General features: G+C 64.3%; 14 protein-coding genes and 2 riboswitches. Of the genes, 8 read left to right on the top strand and 6 right to left on the bottom strand.

All coding sequences use genetic code 11. The features are described 5' to 3' along the window. Nucleotides 1-20 precede the first annotated feature (20 nt). From BLR94_RS05570 to BLR94_RS05555, 4 genes are all read left to right on the top strand, one after another. A complete protein-coding gene (locus BLR94_RS05570; RefSeq protein WP_084303773.1) occupies nucleotides 21-902 on the top strand; it encodes a type II secretion system F family protein in 882 nt (293 codons plus the stop codon). After that, nucleotides 902-1,798 carry a type II secretion system F family protein gene (locus tag BLR94_RS05565; RefSeq protein WP_084303772.1) on the top strand — a complete coding sequence of 299 codons (897 nt, stop codon included), beginning with the start codon at nucleotides 902-904 and terminating at the stop codon, nucleotides 1,796-1,798. The genes BLR94_RS05570 and BLR94_RS05565 overlap by 1 nt, the downstream gene beginning before the upstream one ends. Beyond that, the gene (locus BLR94_RS05560) at nucleotides 1,795-3,066 is read left to right on the top strand and encodes a tetratricopeptide repeat protein (protein WP_084303771.1); all 1,272 of its coding nucleotides are present in this window, start codon (nucleotides 1,795-1,797) and stop codon (nucleotides 3,064-3,066) included. Before BLR94_RS05565 ends, BLR94_RS05560 begins: the two co-directional genes overlap by 4 nt. Before the next feature lie 109 nt (nucleotides 3,067-3,175). Then, nucleotides 3,176-3,454, top strand: a complete 279-nt coding sequence (locus tag BLR94_RS05555; RefSeq protein ID WP_084303770.1) for a DUF3613 domain-containing protein — start codon at nucleotides 3,176-3,178, stop codon at nucleotides 3,452-3,454. Nucleotides 3,455-3,582: 128 nt separating this feature from the next. On the opposite strand, the gene BLR94_RS05550 is transcribed toward BLR94_RS05555, so the two are convergent. Together BLR94_RS05550 and BLR94_RS05545 are read right to left on the bottom strand one after the other, a co-directional pair. Beyond that, nucleotides 3,583-4,305 (bottom strand): response regulator transcription factor, encoded by a 723-nt coding sequence (locus BLR94_RS05550; RefSeq protein ID WP_084303769.1) that lies wholly within the window; start codon nucleotides 4,303-4,305, stop codon nucleotides 3,583-3,585. 181 nt (nucleotides 4,306-4,486) lie between these two features. Next, nucleotides 4,487-5,008, bottom strand: coding sequence for a prepilin peptidase (locus tag BLR94_RS05545; RefSeq protein ID WP_167359716.1), 522 nt, complete (start codon nucleotides 5,006-5,008; stop codon nucleotides 4,487-4,489). Between the two features lie 55 nt (nucleotides 5,009-5,063). On the opposite strand from BLR94_RS05545, the gene BLR94_RS05540 reads away from it, so the two are divergent. After that, nucleotides 5,064-7,787: a PAS domain-containing sensor histidine kinase gene (locus BLR94_RS05540; protein WP_084303767.1), complete on the top strand. Its 2,724-nt coding sequence runs from the start codon at nucleotides 5,064-5,066 to the stop codon at nucleotides 7,785-7,787. 1 nt (nucleotide 7,788) lies between these two features. Beyond that, nucleotides 7,789-8,103, top strand: coding sequence for a hypothetical protein (locus BLR94_RS05535; protein ID WP_084303766.1), 315 nt, complete (start codon nucleotides 7,789-7,791; stop codon nucleotides 8,101-8,103). On the opposite strand, the gene cobM is transcribed toward BLR94_RS05535, so the two are convergent. The 4 genes from cobM to BLR94_RS05515 all read right to left on the bottom strand — a co-directional run bounded on the left by cobM (nucleotide 8,066) and on the right by BLR94_RS05515 (nucleotide 10,268). Continuing rightward, nucleotides 8,066-8,839, bottom strand: a complete 774-nt coding sequence (gene cobM / locus BLR94_RS05530) for a precorrin-4 C(11)-methyltransferase (protein ID WP_084303765.1) — start codon at nucleotides 8,837-8,839, stop codon at nucleotides 8,066-8,068. The two genes, BLR94_RS05535 and cobM, sit on opposite strands and share 38 nt — an antisense overlap. Before the next feature lie 127 nt (nucleotides 8,840-8,966). Continuing rightward, complete coding sequence (locus BLR94_RS05525; RefSeq protein ID WP_084303764.1) at nucleotides 8,967-9,374, bottom strand: cobalamin biosynthesis protein; 408 nt, start codon at nucleotides 9,372-9,374, stop codon at nucleotides 8,967-8,969. After that, entirely contained in the window at nucleotides 9,371-10,072 is a 702-nt protein-coding gene (locus BLR94_RS05520) for a CbtA family protein (protein ID WP_084303763.1), read from the bottom strand. Before BLR94_RS05520 ends, BLR94_RS05525 begins: the two co-directional genes overlap by 4 nt. A 10-nt stretch (nucleotides 10,073-10,082) precedes the next feature. After that, a complete protein-coding gene (locus BLR94_RS05515; protein ID WP_084303762.1) occupies nucleotides 10,083-10,268 on the bottom strand; it encodes a CbtB domain-containing protein in 186 nt (61 codons plus the stop codon). A gap of 97 nt (nucleotides 10,269-10,365) precedes the next feature. Further along, a riboswitch (cobalamin riboswitch) is annotated at nucleotides 10,366-10,568 on the bottom strand. A 349-nt stretch (nucleotides 10,569-10,917) separates the two neighbouring features. After that, nucleotides 10,918-11,100, top strand: a riboswitch (cobalamin riboswitch). Between the two features lie 98 nt (nucleotides 11,101-11,198). On the opposite strand from BLR94_RS05515, the gene cobW reads away from it, so the two are divergent. After that, nucleotides 11,199-12,248 carry a cobalamin biosynthesis protein CobW gene (cobW, locus tag BLR94_RS05510; protein WP_084303761.1) on the top strand — a complete coding sequence of 350 codons (1,050 nt, stop codon included), beginning with the start codon at nucleotides 11,199-11,201 and terminating at the stop codon, nucleotides 12,246-12,248. Between the two features lie 73 nt (nucleotides 12,249-12,321). After that, entirely contained in the window at nucleotides 12,322-16,050 is a 3,729-nt protein-coding gene (cobN, locus tag BLR94_RS05505) for a cobaltochelatase subunit CobN (protein ID WP_084303760.1), read from the top strand. Nucleotides 16,051-16,182 lie beyond the last annotated feature (132 nt).

The following is a 16,182-nucleotide window of genomic DNA, read 5'->3' as shown; positions in this document are numbered from 1 at the left end:
GGCTGCCAAGGAGACCTTGAATGAACGCATCGATGCTGCTGGGCATGATCTGCCTGACTTTGCTCGGCCTGGGCCTGCTGATGCTGCGTCGCAGCCGCGAGCAGGCCGCTTCCGAACAAGTCACCCAGCGGCTGCAGATGAATCAACCGGAGCCGCTGCGCGCCTTGTCCATCGGCCATGTGGACAAGTTGTTTCTGCGCGCCGGCTTCAGCAGGCCACGCCAGGGGCTCGGTCTGTGGCTGTTCATCTGGCTGCTGGGCGCCTTGATGGGCTTGATCGTCGGTCACTGGCTCGGCCTGCTGATCATGTCACTGCTGCCGCTGCTGCTGGGGCGGCTGTTCATCGCACTGCGCTATCGTCGCCGGGTGCTGCGCATGATCGAGCAACTGCCGATCTTCCTCGATCACGTGATCCGCAGCCTGAAGTCCGGTCGTGCGCTCGGTGACGCGCTGATGCTGGCCATGGAAGTCGCCCCCGAGCCGCTGCGTGGGGCGCTGGCCCGTACCCGCCGTAACGCGCAGCGAGGCATGGGCCTGGGCGATGCCCTGCAGGATTTCGCCGATCTCTACGAGCGCGACGAATTCCAGGTGCTGGCGCTTGGGGTCAGGGTCAATCAGCGTTATGGCGGCAACAGCAGCGAGTTGCTGAACAACCTGATCCGACTGATTCGCGAGCGCGAGCAGAGCGCTCGAAAGCTACGTGCGCTGACCGGCGAAACACGCATCAGCGCCTATGTGATGGGCGGGTTGCCGCTGGCGCTGGCATGTTACATCTTCGTGACCAATCCCCAGTTCATGCTCGGTATGTGGCACGAATCCACCGGCCGAATGGTACTGCTGCTGGCGTTCGCGTTGCAGGCAATGGGCAGTTTCTCCCTATGGCGCATACTGAGGAGCCTGTGATGGATGGCTTGCTTCTGCTCAGTGCGCTGCTGCAATTGCTGCTCGCGTTGCTGCTCATCTACCTGGCCTATGCCGACCTGCGCGCCCGCCGCCAGTTCAGCCAGCGCATGGGCATGGGCACGGTGTCGCGGGTTTCCGGTGGAGGGGTGATGCGTGGCATTGGCGGCAGTTCCCTGGGCCGCCGTACCCTGAGCATGGATAGCGAGACACTGCAGCTGCTCAACCGCCTGGGCTGGCGTAAACGCAGTCAGCAGTCGATGTTCTCGGCCATTCAACTGGGCACGCCGATCCTGTTGCTTGCGCTCGTGATGATCGTCGAGCTGTTCTTGAGCAAAGCGCCGCAACCGATCTGGTTGGCGCCACTGTTCGCGCTGGGTATCGGTTACCTGATCCCCAAGCGCTGGTTGGCCTGGGCAGCGAAGCGCCGGCAGGAAAGCCTGGCTGAGGAAGTGACCACGTTCATCCCGTTGCTGCGCATCCTGTTCGATGTCGGCATGACCGTGGAGCAAGGGCTGCGCGTGCTCGCCAGGGAGTCCGAAGGTATCCTGCCGAACCTGAGCGCCGAGCTGCGCCTGGTGCTGGCACGGGTCGACGCGGGGCTCGAGTTGGGCCGCGAATTACGTGACATGGCAGCCCAGCTGGACGTCTACGAGGTCACCGATTGCGTGGTGATCCTCGAGCAGCTTATCGTCCAGGGCGGCGGAGCCATGGCCTCGTTGTTGCGGCTCAAGGAGTTGATCGACGATCGGCACCATACGGCTCTCGAAGAAAGGGTGTCCAAATTGTCAGGGAAGATGTCCGTCATCATGATGATATTTCTGTTCCCGGCGTTGTTGATCGTACTGGCGGGGCCCGGATTCATCGCGATTGTCGGGGCTCTGGGGGAGTTGAGATGAAACCTGTAGTGATCGTGGTGGGGATGCTGGGGCTATTGGGTGGTTGCGCGAGCAGCCCGGCGCAGTCCCCCTGGTTGATGAGCAGGGGCGCGGCGATCCCGATGAACTGTGCGCCGCTGTCCCAGGATCAGGAGCTGAACCTCAATCTGGCGCAAAAGACCGCCGAGGAAGGCCGTCTGCATGCCGCCTTGGCCAACCTGGAGCGCCTACCCAGCGATCTGCCGCAGGCGCGTTTATACAAGGCGCGTATTCTGCGTTCGCTGAACCGCCCGGAGGCCCGGGAGCTCTATGCCAGCCTGGTCGATACCTGCCTCAAGGCCCAGGGTGAACACGGCCTTGGCCAGCTTGCCAGTGCGCAGGGCCATTACGACGAGGCGCTGAGGCACCTGCGGCTGGCAGCCAACCTGGATCCGACCAGCGATACCCTGCGCAACGACCTGGGGGTGGTGTACATGAACCTTGGGCGCATGGACGAAGCCCGCTTCGAACTGCTCACCGCTCTGGAACTGAACGAAGCGGAGAAGCAACCGGCACTGAATCTGCTTACTCTGCTGCTCTACCAAGGCAACCAGCCGCAGGCCAGCGCGCTGGCCGCCCGCATGGGCTTTTCCGCGGGCGAGTTGCGCATGGCCGAACAACGAGCGCAGGCGTTGCGCAGTCAGTTCGGCGTAGCCGGTGCCGCTCCCTCGCAGGCGGGCGCTTCCCTGTCGCCGTTTCCCGGGGCCAATCAGGATCCGTCCGCCGCCGTGGCTCCGGCAGAGACACGTGCAGTGCCGGCACAGCAACCAGCGCCTGCCGCCAAGCCAGCGACACCGTTGCCGGTTGCCTCGTCGGCCGTGACCCACTCGCCATCCGTGCCGGCCCCGCGACTGTCCAATTTCCGTCCGAAGCCGGTCGTGCCGCTGTCTGTGGCCAGCGCTACCAGCAAGCTGCCGGTCGTGCCGGCGGCGCTGCAACCTGTCGTGCCACGTCCTGCCGTGGCCAGCGCGGGGCCGAGCCCTTCAGCGATTCAGCAGGTCGCCGCTGCTCCTGCGGTTGTCGGCAAGCCGACAGCACCGGTAGTGGCTGCCACGCCAGCGCTGCGTGCTCCTGACGAATCGCTGGCTTCCGTTGCGTCGGTGGATGAGGTTGCCACCGCTGCGCCACCTTCCAAGCCAGCCGGCCTGCCTGCCGGTCAGGGGCGGGCAGGAATCGAGATGCGTGCGGGGCGCCTGATCGTGCCCGAGGACGGTGGCGTCATTCGCGTTGAACCGATCAGTGGCGCCTAGGGGCTGTTGACGTTTCACGCACGGCCGCGCCGGAGCCTGTTTTTGCGCGAGGCAAGGCACGAGATGCGAAGTTTGGTGGGCCAGGGCACGACAATCAGAGGAGAACATCATGAAGAGGATGATCGTTGGCGTCGCACTGCTGGCATGCCTGCCGCTGAACGCCGTCGTGGCGGATCAGGGGCAAGTGCGGGGCCTGGTCGGCGGGGAGCGCGAAACCCAGGTCGCTCATTGGCTGCGCCTGCAGCGTGAGGGAAGACTGGCTTCGCAGCATCCCCAGGCGTCGACGCCAGCCGAGCAGGAATTGGCGTTGCAGCGATGGCTGGACAGCCACAAGCACCCCATCCCCGAATTCTTCGAACAGAACGTGGGCGGAGAACTGGATAAGTAACGAACTATTGGCGCAAAGACAGACGTTGCCGTTTGATGACGGCGTTGTTGATGCGGCAGAAGAATTGCGCGCGAACATTCCTGTGTTTTTAAGTTCAAGGAATATTATCGGCAGTCACTTTTGCAGATTTACGCGTGTGAAGGATAGGACAGCGCCAGTTGGGTACGGTTATGCACCTGAGTCAGTCTCAATATTTGTGAGACATAGAGTTTCACGGTGTTTTCGGTTATGCCCAGTTCGCAGGAAATCTGATAGTTGGTCATTCCTTTGGCGATCAGTTGCGCCACCGCCAATTGCCTTTTGGATAATTTATTGAAAGGCTCGGGAATCATATCCGCGGAAGTGGTCATCTGCGCGACATTCCTTATCGGCGTAGTAGGCAGCTTGTCGCTGTGCATCTGGTGCAGCGAAACCGCAAGATCCTGGATGCGCTCGCGAATTCGCTGTTCCTTGAGCTGTTGCTCGACACGCTCATGCAGGCGCTTCACGCTGTCCTGCAGCTCTTTTAGGTCCACGGGTTTCTGATGGTAATCGGCAACCCCTGCCCGCAAGGCCAGGACAACGTCCTGTTTGTCCGTACTGCCGGTGAATATCGCGGTTTCGTAGAGCCGCCCCGGGCGAGCAACGCGGGCCAGTTCGGCAATCAGTTGTACGCCGGTGAGCCCGGGCATGTGCATATCGCTGAGGATTATCGCTATGCGCTCATCTTCTTTGAACGCCTGCAGCGCCTCTTCGCTGGAATGGCACGCCGTGACGCCATAACCCAGGCGTTCGAGAAACTCCGCAAGCTCCTCGACAATGATCGGCTCGTCATCGACTATCATTATCTGTGGGGGAAGGGTGCTTTCCATGCGGAGACTCTGCGTAAATAAGGGTGCTATTAAAAATCAGGGTAGCTATGCCTTAAGTTATAGTCAAAGCTATGCAGCCAAGTGCGCTGTGATTAAAAGTGATTATCAGTTTGCCGCTGAGTGGGATGGCGATAATGTCCGCTCTGCTCAGTCACGAACTAACGATTGTTTATGGAAACGGTTATTTGGCTATAAACCATAGAACGGTAAGTGCGAATCCCAGGCACAGGAAGGGGGCGTAGGGCGGAGGGCCGGCAGTGGTTTGCCTCAGAAACACCCATCGACGCGGCAGGGCCTGACGAATGTTCGGCCTGATATGTACCAGGGCCGCCCATGCGACAAGCACGCATGCGGCACCGACCACGCTGAACAGGACATGCGCGGCATCGCTGGCGGCACCCAGCGCCACCAGCATTTTCACGTCCGCCGAACCCATTTGTCTGCTCAGGTAGCCAGGCAGTGAAAGCAGCAGCGCTATGCCAATCGCCAGAACGACTGCCCCCGGGCTGGCGCCGGTCATGCTGCTGCCCGACCCCAGCAGGTACAGCAGCGCGGCGGCGAGGCCGCCCAGGGTAAGCCAGTTGGCGATCTTGCGATGCCGAGCATCCTGCACGGCGCAGGCGATGAACCAGCAGAGCAATACGATGTAAGTCATGGATGCAGTGGGTACCCGGTTTCGGCAGGGGCGATGCAGCCCGATCACAGCGACGGACATTTCGATCCGTCTGCGGCGCTAATCATGGTAGGTGGGCCGGACAATGCAAGTCTTCAAGGATTGGTTCAAACGTGACACGGATGCGCAGTCGACGGAGCAAGCCACGGCCCCACCCGTGCCGGTTTCCGCCAACAGTCCATGCCTCAATCTTTCCATCGATGCCCTGGGACGCGTCTTCGAGGTCTCCGGCAGTCTCTCATACCGCCTGCCCATCGCCGTGTCGCAAGTGCTGCCGCTGGAGCAATTGCTGCACGGCCAGAGCCGCTACCTGGTCACCGACCTGGCGGCGTTCGTACAGCAGATGCTCGACCTGTCCTTCGTCACCCGCGACGGCGGTATTCTGCATACCCGCGGCTGGCTGAAGGCCGAGGCGCAGGGCTGGTCGCTGCAGGCCTTCGAGATCGGTGATTTTCTGGCCCGCTTGCAGGCCTGTGAGCAGCGGCTGCAGGTGTTCTCGCAAATCAGCAGCGTTGCACAGAGCATACGCGGCGCCGATCGGGTCGACTTTCCCCGGCATGCGCACGAGTGGCTGGGCGCATTGGCCCAGACCCTACGGCTCGCCTGTACCGCCTTGGCATTACCGGACCAACAGCGAGGCGGCTGGCAGGTTGTCGGGCACTACCGTGATGCACTGACACCGGTGTTCTGGGAGGAGGGCCAGCACCTGCCAAGCGAGCTGCAGCATTATTCTGGCGAGCAGCCCATCCAGTGGTTGCGGGATGGGACAGATGCCGCCGAATGGCATGCGGCGGACTCCGTCTGGCTGGTGCCCTATGCCGATCACCAGGGCATTCGTGCCTGGCTGCTGTGTTCGCCGTACATCGCCCACCAGAGCATGCCCGAACTCAACACCCGCGATTGGCTGGACCTGTTCGCCCATGTCGCCGCGCCCCTTTTGCAGCGTCTCGACGAGCAGGCTCGCAGGGTTCATGGCGAGCGGCTGGACATCCTGCAGAACCTGCTGGGTACCGGCTGGTGGGAATACCTGCCGCGCAGCGGGGCGTTTCTTCTCGCCCCCAGCCTGATGCAGCGCTTCGGCTTCGATTCCCGTTCGGTGGTCACCCTGGCTGACTGGCTGGAGTTGCTCAGCCCGGCCGACCGCGGCGAATTCCGCATTCGCCTGGGAGACGCCGAGTTGGGCGGCCGTGCCTTCGAGCAGGTGGTACGCCTGCGCGATGCCGACGGTGCCCTGTGCTGGTTCCGCATCCACACGCGCATCCTCAATGCCAATGGTCAGCGGCGCATCGTCGGCGCGGTGCTGGACATCAACGACATGAAGCTCAAGGAAGTCGAGGCCGATGCGGCGACCACTCGGCTGAAAAGCCTGGTCGCCAGCGCCCCGGCGCTGATCTACGTGAATCGCTATGAAGAGGGTGTCCTGGTACCGGTGTTCTGCAGCGACAGCAGCAGCGCTCTGTTGGGCTGGACGCTGGAGGATTTCGTGCAGCGCGGCATGGCCGATTTCATCCACCCCGATGACCGGGATGTCTATTTCGCCCATACCCGCACTCTGTTGAGTCAGGGCGCGGCGAGCTGTCGCTATCGATTGATCGACCGCGATGGTCGCTACCACTGGCTGCAGGACGAGGCCAAGTTGCTGCGTGACGAACGCGGCATCCCCGTCGAGGCGGTCGGTCTTTGCCTCGACGTGACCGATGCTGCCCTCGCCGCCGAACGGATTCGCGAAAGCGAGGAGCGCTATCGCATCCTGGTGGAGGACTCGCCGGCGATCATCTGCCGGTATCGCCCCGATCTCACCCTGGTGTATGCCAACCGACCGTTGGCCCACTACCTGGGCATCCGCCAGGAGAACCTGCCGGGTACCAGCCTGGCGACCTATCTGTCGGCTCAGGAGCTGACCCAGTTTCGCGAGCGCCATCGGCAACTCACGCCTGCAGAACCGGTGTCCACCGCGTTGGTGCGCATGGATCTGCCCGGCCGCGAACACATCTGGTGGGTGCTGGCCGAGCGCGGTGTGTTCGACGAACGGGGCAAGTTGCTCGAGGTACAGGCCGTCGGGCGCGACGACACGGAACTGCAGAAGGCCCGGCAGATGCTCAATCAGAGCGCCAAGATGGCGGTGCTGGGGGAGATGGCCACCGGGCTGGCCCACGAGATCAACCAGCCGCTGAACGTCATGCGCATCGCCCTGACCAACACCTTGAAGGGAGTGGAGAACGGCTCGGCCAACCCTGAGTACCTGAAGAACAAGCTGGGGCGTATCGAGCAGCAGATCACCCGGGCGGCGAAGATCGTCAATCACATGCGTATCTTCGGGCGGCGCTCCGAGGTCGAGGGCGATCTGTTCAGTCCTGACGAGGCTATCGAGGGCGCACTGACACTGATCCGCGAGGGCGAGCTCGCCGGCGATATCGACCTGACCCTCGACCTTTGCGGCTCTGCGCAGGTACGCGGGCACGCCGATCAGCTCGAGCAGGTCATCATCAACCTGCTGGTCAATGCCAAGGACGCGCTGCTTGGCGCGCGGGAAAAACACCCCGAACTGGAGCCGCGTATCCTACTGCGCAGCTCGCTCGGCGTGGAAAAGGTGATCGTGCTGGTTCAGGATAACGCCGGTGGTATCGATCCGCTGCTGCTGGATCGGGTATTCGACCCGTTCTTCACCACCAAGCCGGTGGGTAAGGGCACCGGTCTGGGGCTGTCGGTCAGCTATGGGTTGGTCAACCAGATGGGTGGCAAGCTGAGCGTCAGTAACCAGGACGGTGGTGCCTGTTTCCGCATCGAATTGCCGGTGGTCATCGATTGATATGAGCGAGTGGCTGGACGATCTGTATGGCTGTTGCGAAGGGGTGCTGCGTGGTGATCGGCAACTGATCGCGCAACTGCGCGCCGCCGGCTTCGACTGCGACGAGGAGGGCTGGAGCTTTCATCTGCCGGCGCTGCATGCCTGGCTGGCTGCCCGGGCGGCCAGCCAGCCCGCAGGCGATTACCCGAGCTTTCTGCGCTGCCTGTATGCCAGTGATCTCAATACGCGTCTCGCTCGGCAGGGCGCACGAATCGCCATCGCCGACAATCGCGGCAAGCTCAGCGAGAGTCTGTATCGTCTGCAACGCCTGCCCTGAACAGGTGGCGATGGCGCTCGTGGTACAGCGCCGAATCGGCGAAGTCCTCGGCGCCCAGCACCCTGCCGACCAGAATCAGCGCGGTACGTCGAAAGCCCTTGGCACTGACTTTGCCCTCGATATCGGCGAGGGTGCCGAGCACCCAGTCCTGATCCGGCCAGCTGGCGCGGTGCACCACCGCGATCGGGCAACTGGCGCCATAGTGCGGCAGCAGGTCGCCGACGATCTTCGCCAGGTGCTGCACGCTCAGGTGGATGGCCATGGTCGCGCCGTGACGGGCCAGCTCATGCAACTGCTCGCCGTCGGGCATCGGTGATTTGCTGGCATAGCGGGTGAGGATCACCGTCTGGGAAACATCCGGCAGGGTCAGCTCGCTTTCCAGCAGCGCGGCACAGGCTGCCGTGGCGGTGACCCCGGGGATGATCTCGAAGGGGATGCCCAGCGCGCGCAGGTGGCGAATCTGTTCACCGATGGCGCCGTACAGCGATGGATCACCCGAATGCACCCGTGCCACGTCCTCGCCGCGCCCGTCGGCGGCGCGCAGCAGCGAGACGATTTCATCGAGGTGCAATTCGGCGGTGTTGACCACCTGCCTGGCCCGGTGACCCTCGAGCACGGCCTCCGGTACCAGGGAACCGGCATAGAGGATGACCGGGCAGCTGTGGATCAGGCGTTGGCCCTTGACGGTGATCAGCTCGGGGTCGCCGGGGCCGGCGCCGATGAAATAGACGGTCATGCGAATCCTGGGTGTAGGGTGGAAGACGCTTTTCTCTTCCACCCTGTTGTTCGGCTTATCCGGTCGCTCGGCGGGGGATCGCCATCCCGTGGATCGAGAAAGCGTGGACTACGCGTCCCGATCCACCCTACGGATCGCTGCGGGCAACGGCCAGCGTGACAGCGGCGCTCTTGCGCTTGGTTATCCACAGGCGAGCGGGTCGATTGTTCATGCGTTCGGCCAGAGCCAGGGCGCTGGCTTCGGCAACCCCCTGGCTGCCGGTGACACGCAGGGCGATGGCCGAGGTCTGGCTCAGGCGTTCATGGTAACCGGTCAGCACCTCGGCGGGCAGGAAGCTGATGCGCAGGCCCAGGTGCTCGGCCAACTGCAGCAACCCGGGCTCGTCAGCCTTGTGGTCGCTGCTGGCCAGGGCCGTCAGCTCGGCAGTGCTCGCGCCATGCTCGGCCAGCGTATTGTCGAGCAAGGCCAGCAGCTCGCTCAGCGAACACCCGCGCCGGCAACCCAGGCCGGCGACGAGGGTCGGGCGCTCGTTCATTCTGCGTGTCGAGTGCGGCCATGGAACCAGGCGGCAGCCAGCCCCAGGGCAACCCAGAAAGCCGCGTTGGTGAGCAGCGAGGCGAGGATGAACTCATGCTCCAGCGCTTCGGGTGCCAGGCTTTCATGCACCTCGGGCTGCGGCGCGCCAATCAGATGGGGCAGCGCCAGGATCAGCAGGCCAAGGATGCGCAGCATCCAGTTGCTGCCGAAGGCCAGCAGCGCCAGGCCTGCGGCGGTCGAAGCAGCGGTGCCGATCCACCAGTACTGGCGCAGCAGCAGATCGGCCGCGGCGGTACCCGGCAGTTCCGGCGGCAGACCGGCCGAGGGCGCGAGCACGAAGGTGGCGAAACCGGCCAGCCCCCAGAGCAGGCCCTGCCAGGTTTTCTCGGGTGCGCGCAGGACGAACAGGCCGGCCAGCATCAGTGCGAAGCCAACGCCCACCACCAGGTTGCTCAAGCCTGTGGATAACAGCCGTTGCCAGCCGTCTTGCGGTGCCCAGGCTTCAACGTCGTGACTATGGTCGCCAGCGGCGCTGGCGGTATCGTGGCTGTGTTCGACAGCGGAAGCGGGCTCGGCGACTTCGAACGTCTCGGCATGCAGGATCAGCGGGGTGACCCACAGGCTCTGCAGCAAGGTCAGCACGATGGCGGCGAGCAGGCCGGCGAAGCCTGCGGTCCGGGCGATGCGCTTGATCATCCTGGCGTCCTCAGTGGCACGGGAACGCGGCGCTGTGCCGGGTATCGTGGGCGGCATTGTGCAGGGCTTCGACGTGGGAAAAGCCGGCGAAGAAGATCAGCAGGCTGCCGAGCAGGCAACTACCGATGGCCAGCACGATGCGCTGGGACAGGGAAAGGGAGGACGGCGTGGCGGACGACAGGACGCTGCTGGGCATGATCGTGACCTTCTTGGTGAGGTAGACGGTGCACAGGGACGCAGCGAGCCCACCCGCACAAGGGCAGCTATCGGCGCGTGCCCGCCCACCGCGGGTTGCCAAACGAAGGATTCAGGCCGGTCTCCGGGCTCACGATGATCACTGGGGCAGTGATAAGGATCGGCCTTCCCATGCGCTCGCACAGTGGCCAACACGATCCTGACAGTCGCTTACCGTTGCGGGGGCAGCGCCGGACTCGAACCGGCTTCCCGTTTCACCTCACGCACGACGGCGCGAGACACCTGAAACAACCGCGCAAGAACACCATGAAGCGACAGATGCGTCAATATGTTACGGGTTAAGGGTATGTGGACGTTTCAGCACGACCGCGCCGGAGCCAGCTTTAGCGCGAGGCAAGGCACGAGGTGCGAAGTTTAGTTAGCTAAATGAGTCACCGAGAAACGCAGCATCGCACTAAAACTGGCCCGGCCCTACGGGTTGCGCGGGAAATCGCCGCCACGCGTTGTTGGAGGACTTGAAAAGGGAATGCCATTCCCGGCGTCGTCCGCCTAGCGGATCGCCGCCCGGCCTTGCGTGATTTCTCGCAGCAACGCGGTTCGCACTGAAACGTCCACAGACCCTAGCGATTGACCGTGTCCCAGGGTCTGCGTAGCCTTGCGTTCTTCGAGGTTCCTCATGCATCGGCATGGGGCTAAGAGGGAACACGGCAAGCCGTGGCTGCCCCCGCAACTGTAAGCAGCGAGCGCATCGCCAACCGCCACTGGGCAACCGGGAAGGCCGGCTATGCGTCATGACCTGTGAGCCAGGAGACCTGCCTCGATAACGCTTTCGACAACCGGGCGGGGTGATCCGGTGATGCCTTCGCCAGCCTCGGCTGGCGCCTGCCATCCTATTGCCCGCTCGCCGTTTCTGCATACGCCAGGGGCCTCCATGAAAACGCTCGCCAAACTTCCCGTCACCATCGTCACCGGCTTCCTCGGTGCCGGTAAGACCACCTTGCTGCGCCATATGCTGGAAAATGCCGAGGGTCGCCGTATCGCGGTGATCGTCAACGAGTTCGGCGAACTGGGTATCGACGGTGAGATCCTCAAACAATGCTCCATCGGCTGCAGCGAGGAAGAAGCCAACGGCCGGGTTTTCGAACTGGCCAACGGCTGTCTGTGCTGCACCGTGCAGGAAGAGTTCTTCCCGGTGATGCGCGAACTGGTGGAGCGTCGCGGCGACCTCGACCATATCCTGATCGAAACCAGCGGCCTGGCCCTGCCCAAGCCGCTGGTCCAGGCGTTCAACTGGCCGGAAATCCGCAACGCCTGCACCGTGGATGCGGTGATCACCGTGGTCGACAGCCCGGCGGTGGGCGCAGGCACCTTCGCTGCCTTCCCCGATCAGGTCGACGCCCAGCGCAAGCTCGACCCCAACCTCGATCATGAGTCGCCCCTGCACGAACTGTTCGCCGACCAGCTGGCGAGCGCCGATCTGGTGATCCTCAACAAGGCCGATCTGCTTGATGCCGAGGCGCTGGCAGCGGTGCGCGCTGAGGTCAGCGAAGAGCTGCCGCCAGCGGTCAAGGTGGTCGAAGCCCATGGCGGTTCCCTGCCGCTCAATGTGCTGCTGGGCCTGAACAGCGAGACCGAGCTGCATATCGAAGGCCGTCGCACCCACCATGACGATGAAGGCGACGATCACGATCACGACGAATTCGACTCGTTCCACGTGGAACTACCGGAAGCCGATGAAGCCCGCCTGCTGGCCGCGTTGAAGGACGTCGTCGCCAAACACGGCATTCTGCGCATCAAGGGCTTCGTCGCCGTGCCGAACAAACCCATGCGTCTGCTTCTGCAAGGGGTCGGCCTGCGTTTCGACAAGCATTTCGATCGTGCCTGGAAGGCCGATGAGGCGCGGGTTACCCGCCTCATCGTGATCGGCCAGGCGCTCGACCACACGGCCATCGCGGCTGAGCTGAAAGCGGCTCTGGTATAACCATGATCGCCCGCAAGCGGGCTCCTGCGGTTCGCGTAGGAGCCCGCTTGCGGGCGATGCCTTAGGCGAGAATATGCACCTCCTGCGCACCCAGCCCGGCCAGTCGCTGCCGGCCGACAGCATCGCCGACCTCGGCCAGACCCCCGCCGAGCTGGTGGTGCTGTGCACCGGTGATTCGCACCTGTCGCTGCTGGCCGAGGTCGCCCGTCATCTGCCCGAGGATTACCCCAGCCTGCGCCTGGCCAGCCCGGCGCAGCTGAGTAACAACGCCTCGGTGGACCTCTACGTCGAGCAGGTCCTGCAGCACGCCAGGGTCATCCTGATTTCCGTGCATGGCGGTGTCAGTTACTGGCGCTATGGCATCCAGCGGCTGGTGGAGCTGGCGGGGCAGGGCAAGACGCTGATTCTGGTACCTGGCGACGACAGCCCCGATCCGGAGTTGACCGGCCTGGGCAACGTCGCCGGCGAAGACGCCGAGCAGCTCTGGCAATACCTGCGTCAGGGCGGTGTGGATAACGCGCGGCAGTTTTTCCATTGCATCGCTGACCGCTATCTCGGCCGGCATTACGGCAGCCAGCCTCCCCGAGCGCTACCGCGGGTCGGCCTGTATCACCCGCACCTGGGTAATGCGTCGCTGCAGGATTGGCGTGCCAGCTGGCAGCCGGATGCGCCCGTTGCCGCGCTGCTGTTCTATCGCACCCATGTGCAGGCCGCCAACACCGCCTTCGTCGACACCTTCTGCCAGCGGCTGCAGGCCCAGGGCCTCAATCCGTTGCCCATCGCCGTGGCCAGCCTCAAGGAAGCGGCCTGCCTGGCGCAGGTCGAGGACTGGCTGGACGAAGCCGGCGCGAGCGTGATCCTCAACACCACCGGTTTCGCGCAATCCAACCCGGAGTCGCCCCAGGCCAGGCCGTTTCGCCGCGACGTGCCGGTGTTGCAGGCGCTGTGCGCGCTGGACAGCGAAGAACAATGGCAAGGCAACGCCCAGGGCCTCGGCCCCCGTGACCTGGCCATGCATATCGCGTTGCCGGAGCTGGACGGCCGGTTGATCACCCGGCCGATCAGTTTCAAGGGCCTGGCCTGGCACAGCGAGCGCAGCCAGAGCGATGTGGTCTGCTACCGCGTGCACCTGCCCGGCATGGATTTCGTCGCCGAACTGGCGCGGCGCTGGTGCGAGCTGCAGCGCACGCCGGCCGCGCATAAGCGCGTCGCCCTGGTACTGGCCAACTACCCGACCCGCGACGGGCGCATCGGCAACGGTGTCGGCCTGGACACCCCGGCGGCGGCCCTGAAGATCCTCCAAGCCTTGCAGCAGCGGGGGTATCCGGTAGAGGCGTTGCCGGACAGCGGCACCGCGCTGATCAATCAGTTGCTCGGTGGCGTGACCAACGATCTCGACAACCTCGACCTGCGGCCCTGTGCGCAAAGCCTGGCCCTGGACGCCTACCAGCAGTTCTTCGCAGCCTTGCCCGAGGCCAATCGCCAGGCGGTGCTGGAGCGCTGGGGCGCAGCGGAAAACGACCCGATGTTCCGTGAGGGGCGGCTGATGATCGCCGGCCTGCGTTTCGGCCTGACCTTCGTCGGCATCCAGCCGGCGCGCGGTTATCAGGTGGATGCGGCGGCGGTCTATCACGACCCCGATCTGGTGCCACCCCATGGCTACCTGGCCTTCTATTGCTGGATGCGCCAGGTGTTCGCTGCCCAGGCGGTGATCCATGTCGGCAAGCACGGCAACCTGGAGTGGCTGCCGGGCAAGAGCGTCGGCCTGTCCGAAAGCTGCTGGCCGACTTTGATCCTCGGTGCCCTGCCGAACATCTACCCCTTCATCGTCAACGATCCCGGCGAAGGTGCCCAGGCCAAGCGCCGCACACAGGCGGTGATCATCGACCACCTGATGCCGCCGCTGACCCGCGCCGAGAGCTACGGCCCGCTGCGCGATCTGGAGCGTCTGGCCGACGAGTACTACGACGCCAGCCAGCTCGATCTGCGCCGCGCCGGCGAGCTGCGTGGCGAGATCCTGCACAAGGTCCGCGAGGCCAGCCTCGATCGTGAGCTGGGCTTGCAGCTCAACGATGACCCCGCCAGCTGGTTGCCGCAACTCGATGCCTACCTGTGCGACCTCAAGGAATCGCAGATTCGCGACGGCCTGCATGTGTTCGGCGAATCCCCGGCCGGCACGCTGCGCCGCGACACCCTGCTGGCCTTGCTGCGCATCCCTCGCGGCGATGGCCAGGGCGGCAATGCCAGCCTGCTGCGTGCCCTGGCCCATGACCTGGCGCTGGACTTCGACCCCCTCGATTGCGATATGGCCGCGTCGTGGACGGGCCCGCGCCCGGAGATTTTGGCTGATCTGAGCGATGAGCCCTGGCGCACTCTGGGCGATACCCGTGAGCGCCTGGAGCTGCTGGGGTTACGGCTGATCGAGGGTGAGCAATCCGTCGGCCCGAGCAGTGACGCAGTGCTGCACAGCCTGCGCAGCCATATCGCGCCGCTGCTGGACGCCTGTGGCGATGCCGAGATGCATGGCCTGCTCGATGCGCTGGAGGGCCGCTTCGTGCCCTCCGGCCCCAGCGGCGCGCCGAGTCGTGGGCGGCTCGACGTGCTGCCCACCGGGCGCAATTTCTATTCCGTGGACGTGCGCAACCTGCCCACGCCCACGGCCTGGCGCCTCGGCGTGCAGGCTGCCGACCGCCTGCTCGAACGTCACCTGCAGGACGAAGGTGACCACTTGCGCCAGCTCGGCCTGTCGGTGTGGGGCACCGCAACCATGCGTACCGGTGGCGATGATATCGCCCAGGCCATGGCCCTGATGGGCGTGCGCCCGGTGTGGCAGGCGGGTAGCCAGCGGGTCGAGCGCTTCGACGTGCTGCCCCTGGAGCAGCTCGGCCGCCCGCGTGTCGACGTGACCCTGAGGGTCTCCGGGTTCTTTCGTGATGCCTTCGCCAACCTGATCCGCCTGTTCGATGATGCCGTGCAGGCGGTTGCCGATCTGGACGAGACGCCGGACATGAACCCGCTGTCCGCGCGCGTCTGGCAGGAAGCCCTGGCGCTGCAGGATGGTGGGCTGGACGAGCGCGAGGCACGGCGTCAGGCCGGTTGGCGGATCTTCGGCGCCAAGCCCGGCGCCTATGGTGCCGGCGTGCAGAACGCCATCGAGGAACGTCTCTGGGAAAGCCGCGCGGATCTTGCCGAGGTGTACCTGAACTGGGGCGGCTACGCCTACGGCAAAGGCAGCGAGGGTACGCCCGCACGGGGCCAGTTCGCCGAGCGCCTGGAGCATCTGCAGGCGGTGCTGCACAACCAGGACAATCGCGAACACGACCTCCTCGACTCCAACGACTATTACCAGTTTCAGGGCGGCATGCTGGCGGCGGTGGAAACCCTGCGGGGCGCCAGGGTGGCCAGCTACTTTGGTGACAACAGCCAGCCCGATACCCCGCGTATCCGCACCCTCAAGCAGGAGTTGGCCCGTGTAGTGCGCGCCCGTGCGGCCAACCCGAAGTGGATCGAGGGCATGAAGCGCCACGGTTACAAAGGGGCGTTCGAGCTGGCCGCGACCATCGACTACCTGTTCGCCTTCGACGCCACCAGCGAGCTGGTCGACGACCACCAGTACGCCCTGCTCACCGACGCCTACCTGATGGACAGAGACACCCGCGACTTCATCCAGCAGCATAACCCCGGTGCCCTGCAGGACATCATCGAACGTCTGCTCGAAGCCCAGCAGCGCGGTCTCTGGCAGGAGCCGGGCGACTATCGCGAAGCCCTGGAAAACCTTCTCCTCGACAGTGAAGAAAGCTGAGGTTTGTTGGCACGTTGGCCGAAAAGTGGCGTTAGCGGACATTCGTAGGGTGGACGACGCCTCATCCGTCCACCGCTCTGCGATCGCGATGGTGGATGAAAAGAGCGTCATCCACCCTACGGCTGCTATCGC

The sequence above is a fragment of the Phytopseudomonas flavescens genome (genome assembly GCF_900100535.1).
Classification (GTDB): domain Bacteria; phylum Pseudomonadota; class Gammaproteobacteria; order Pseudomonadales; family Pseudomonadaceae; genus Aquipseudomonas; species Aquipseudomonas flavescens.
This window is presented reverse-complemented; position numbering and strand designations above follow the sequence as displayed.

Excerpts from the sequence above, each read along its gene's own strand:
- BLR94_RS05565 (WP_084303772.1), top strand. The coding sequence starts at position 902 with ATGGATGGCTTGCTTCTGCTCAGTGCGCTGCTGCAATTGCTGCTCGCG.
- BLR94_RS05550 (WP_084303769.1), bottom strand. The coding sequence starts at position 4,305 with ATGGAAAGCACCCTTCCCCCACAGATAATGATAGTCGATGACGAGCCG.
- cobW (WP_084303761.1), top strand. The coding sequence starts at position 11,199 with ATGAAAACGCTCGCCAAACTTCCCGTCACCATCGTCACCGGCTTCCTC.
- BLR94_RS05570 (WP_084303773.1), top strand. The coding sequence starts at position 21 with ATGAACGCATCGATGCTGCTGGGCATGATCTGCCTGACTTTGCTCGGC.
- BLR94_RS05520 (WP_084303763.1), bottom strand. The coding sequence starts at position 10,072 with ATGATCAAGCGCATCGCCCGGACCGCAGGCTTCGCCGGCCTGCTCGCC.
- cobN (WP_084303760.1), top strand. The coding sequence starts at position 12,322 with ATGCACCTCCTGCGCACCCAGCCCGGCCAGTCGCTGCCGGCCGACAGC.
- BLR94_RS05535 (WP_084303766.1), top strand. The coding sequence starts at position 7,789 with ATGAGCGAGTGGCTGGACGATCTGTATGGCTGTTGCGAAGGGGTGCTG.
- BLR94_RS05555 (WP_084303770.1), top strand. The coding sequence starts at position 3,176 with ATGAAGAGGATGATCGTTGGCGTCGCACTGCTGGCATGCCTGCCGCTG.
- BLR94_RS05560 (WP_084303771.1), top strand. The coding sequence starts at position 1,795 with ATGAAACCTGTAGTGATCGTGGTGGGGATGCTGGGGCTATTGGGTGGT.
- BLR94_RS05525 (WP_084303764.1), bottom strand. The coding sequence starts at position 9,374 with ATGAACGAGCGCCCGACCCTCGTCGCCGGCCTGGGTTGCCGGCGCGGG.
- BLR94_RS05515 (WP_084303762.1), bottom strand. The coding sequence starts at position 10,268 with ATGCCCAGCAGCGTCCTGTCGTCCGCCACGCCGTCCTCCCTTTCCCTG.
- BLR94_RS05540 (WP_084303767.1), top strand. The coding sequence starts at position 5,064 with ATGCAAGTCTTCAAGGATTGGTTCAAACGTGACACGGATGCGCAGTCG.
- cobM (WP_084303765.1), bottom strand. The coding sequence starts at position 8,839 with ATGACCGTCTATTTCATCGGCGCCGGCCCCGGCGACCCCGAGCTGATC.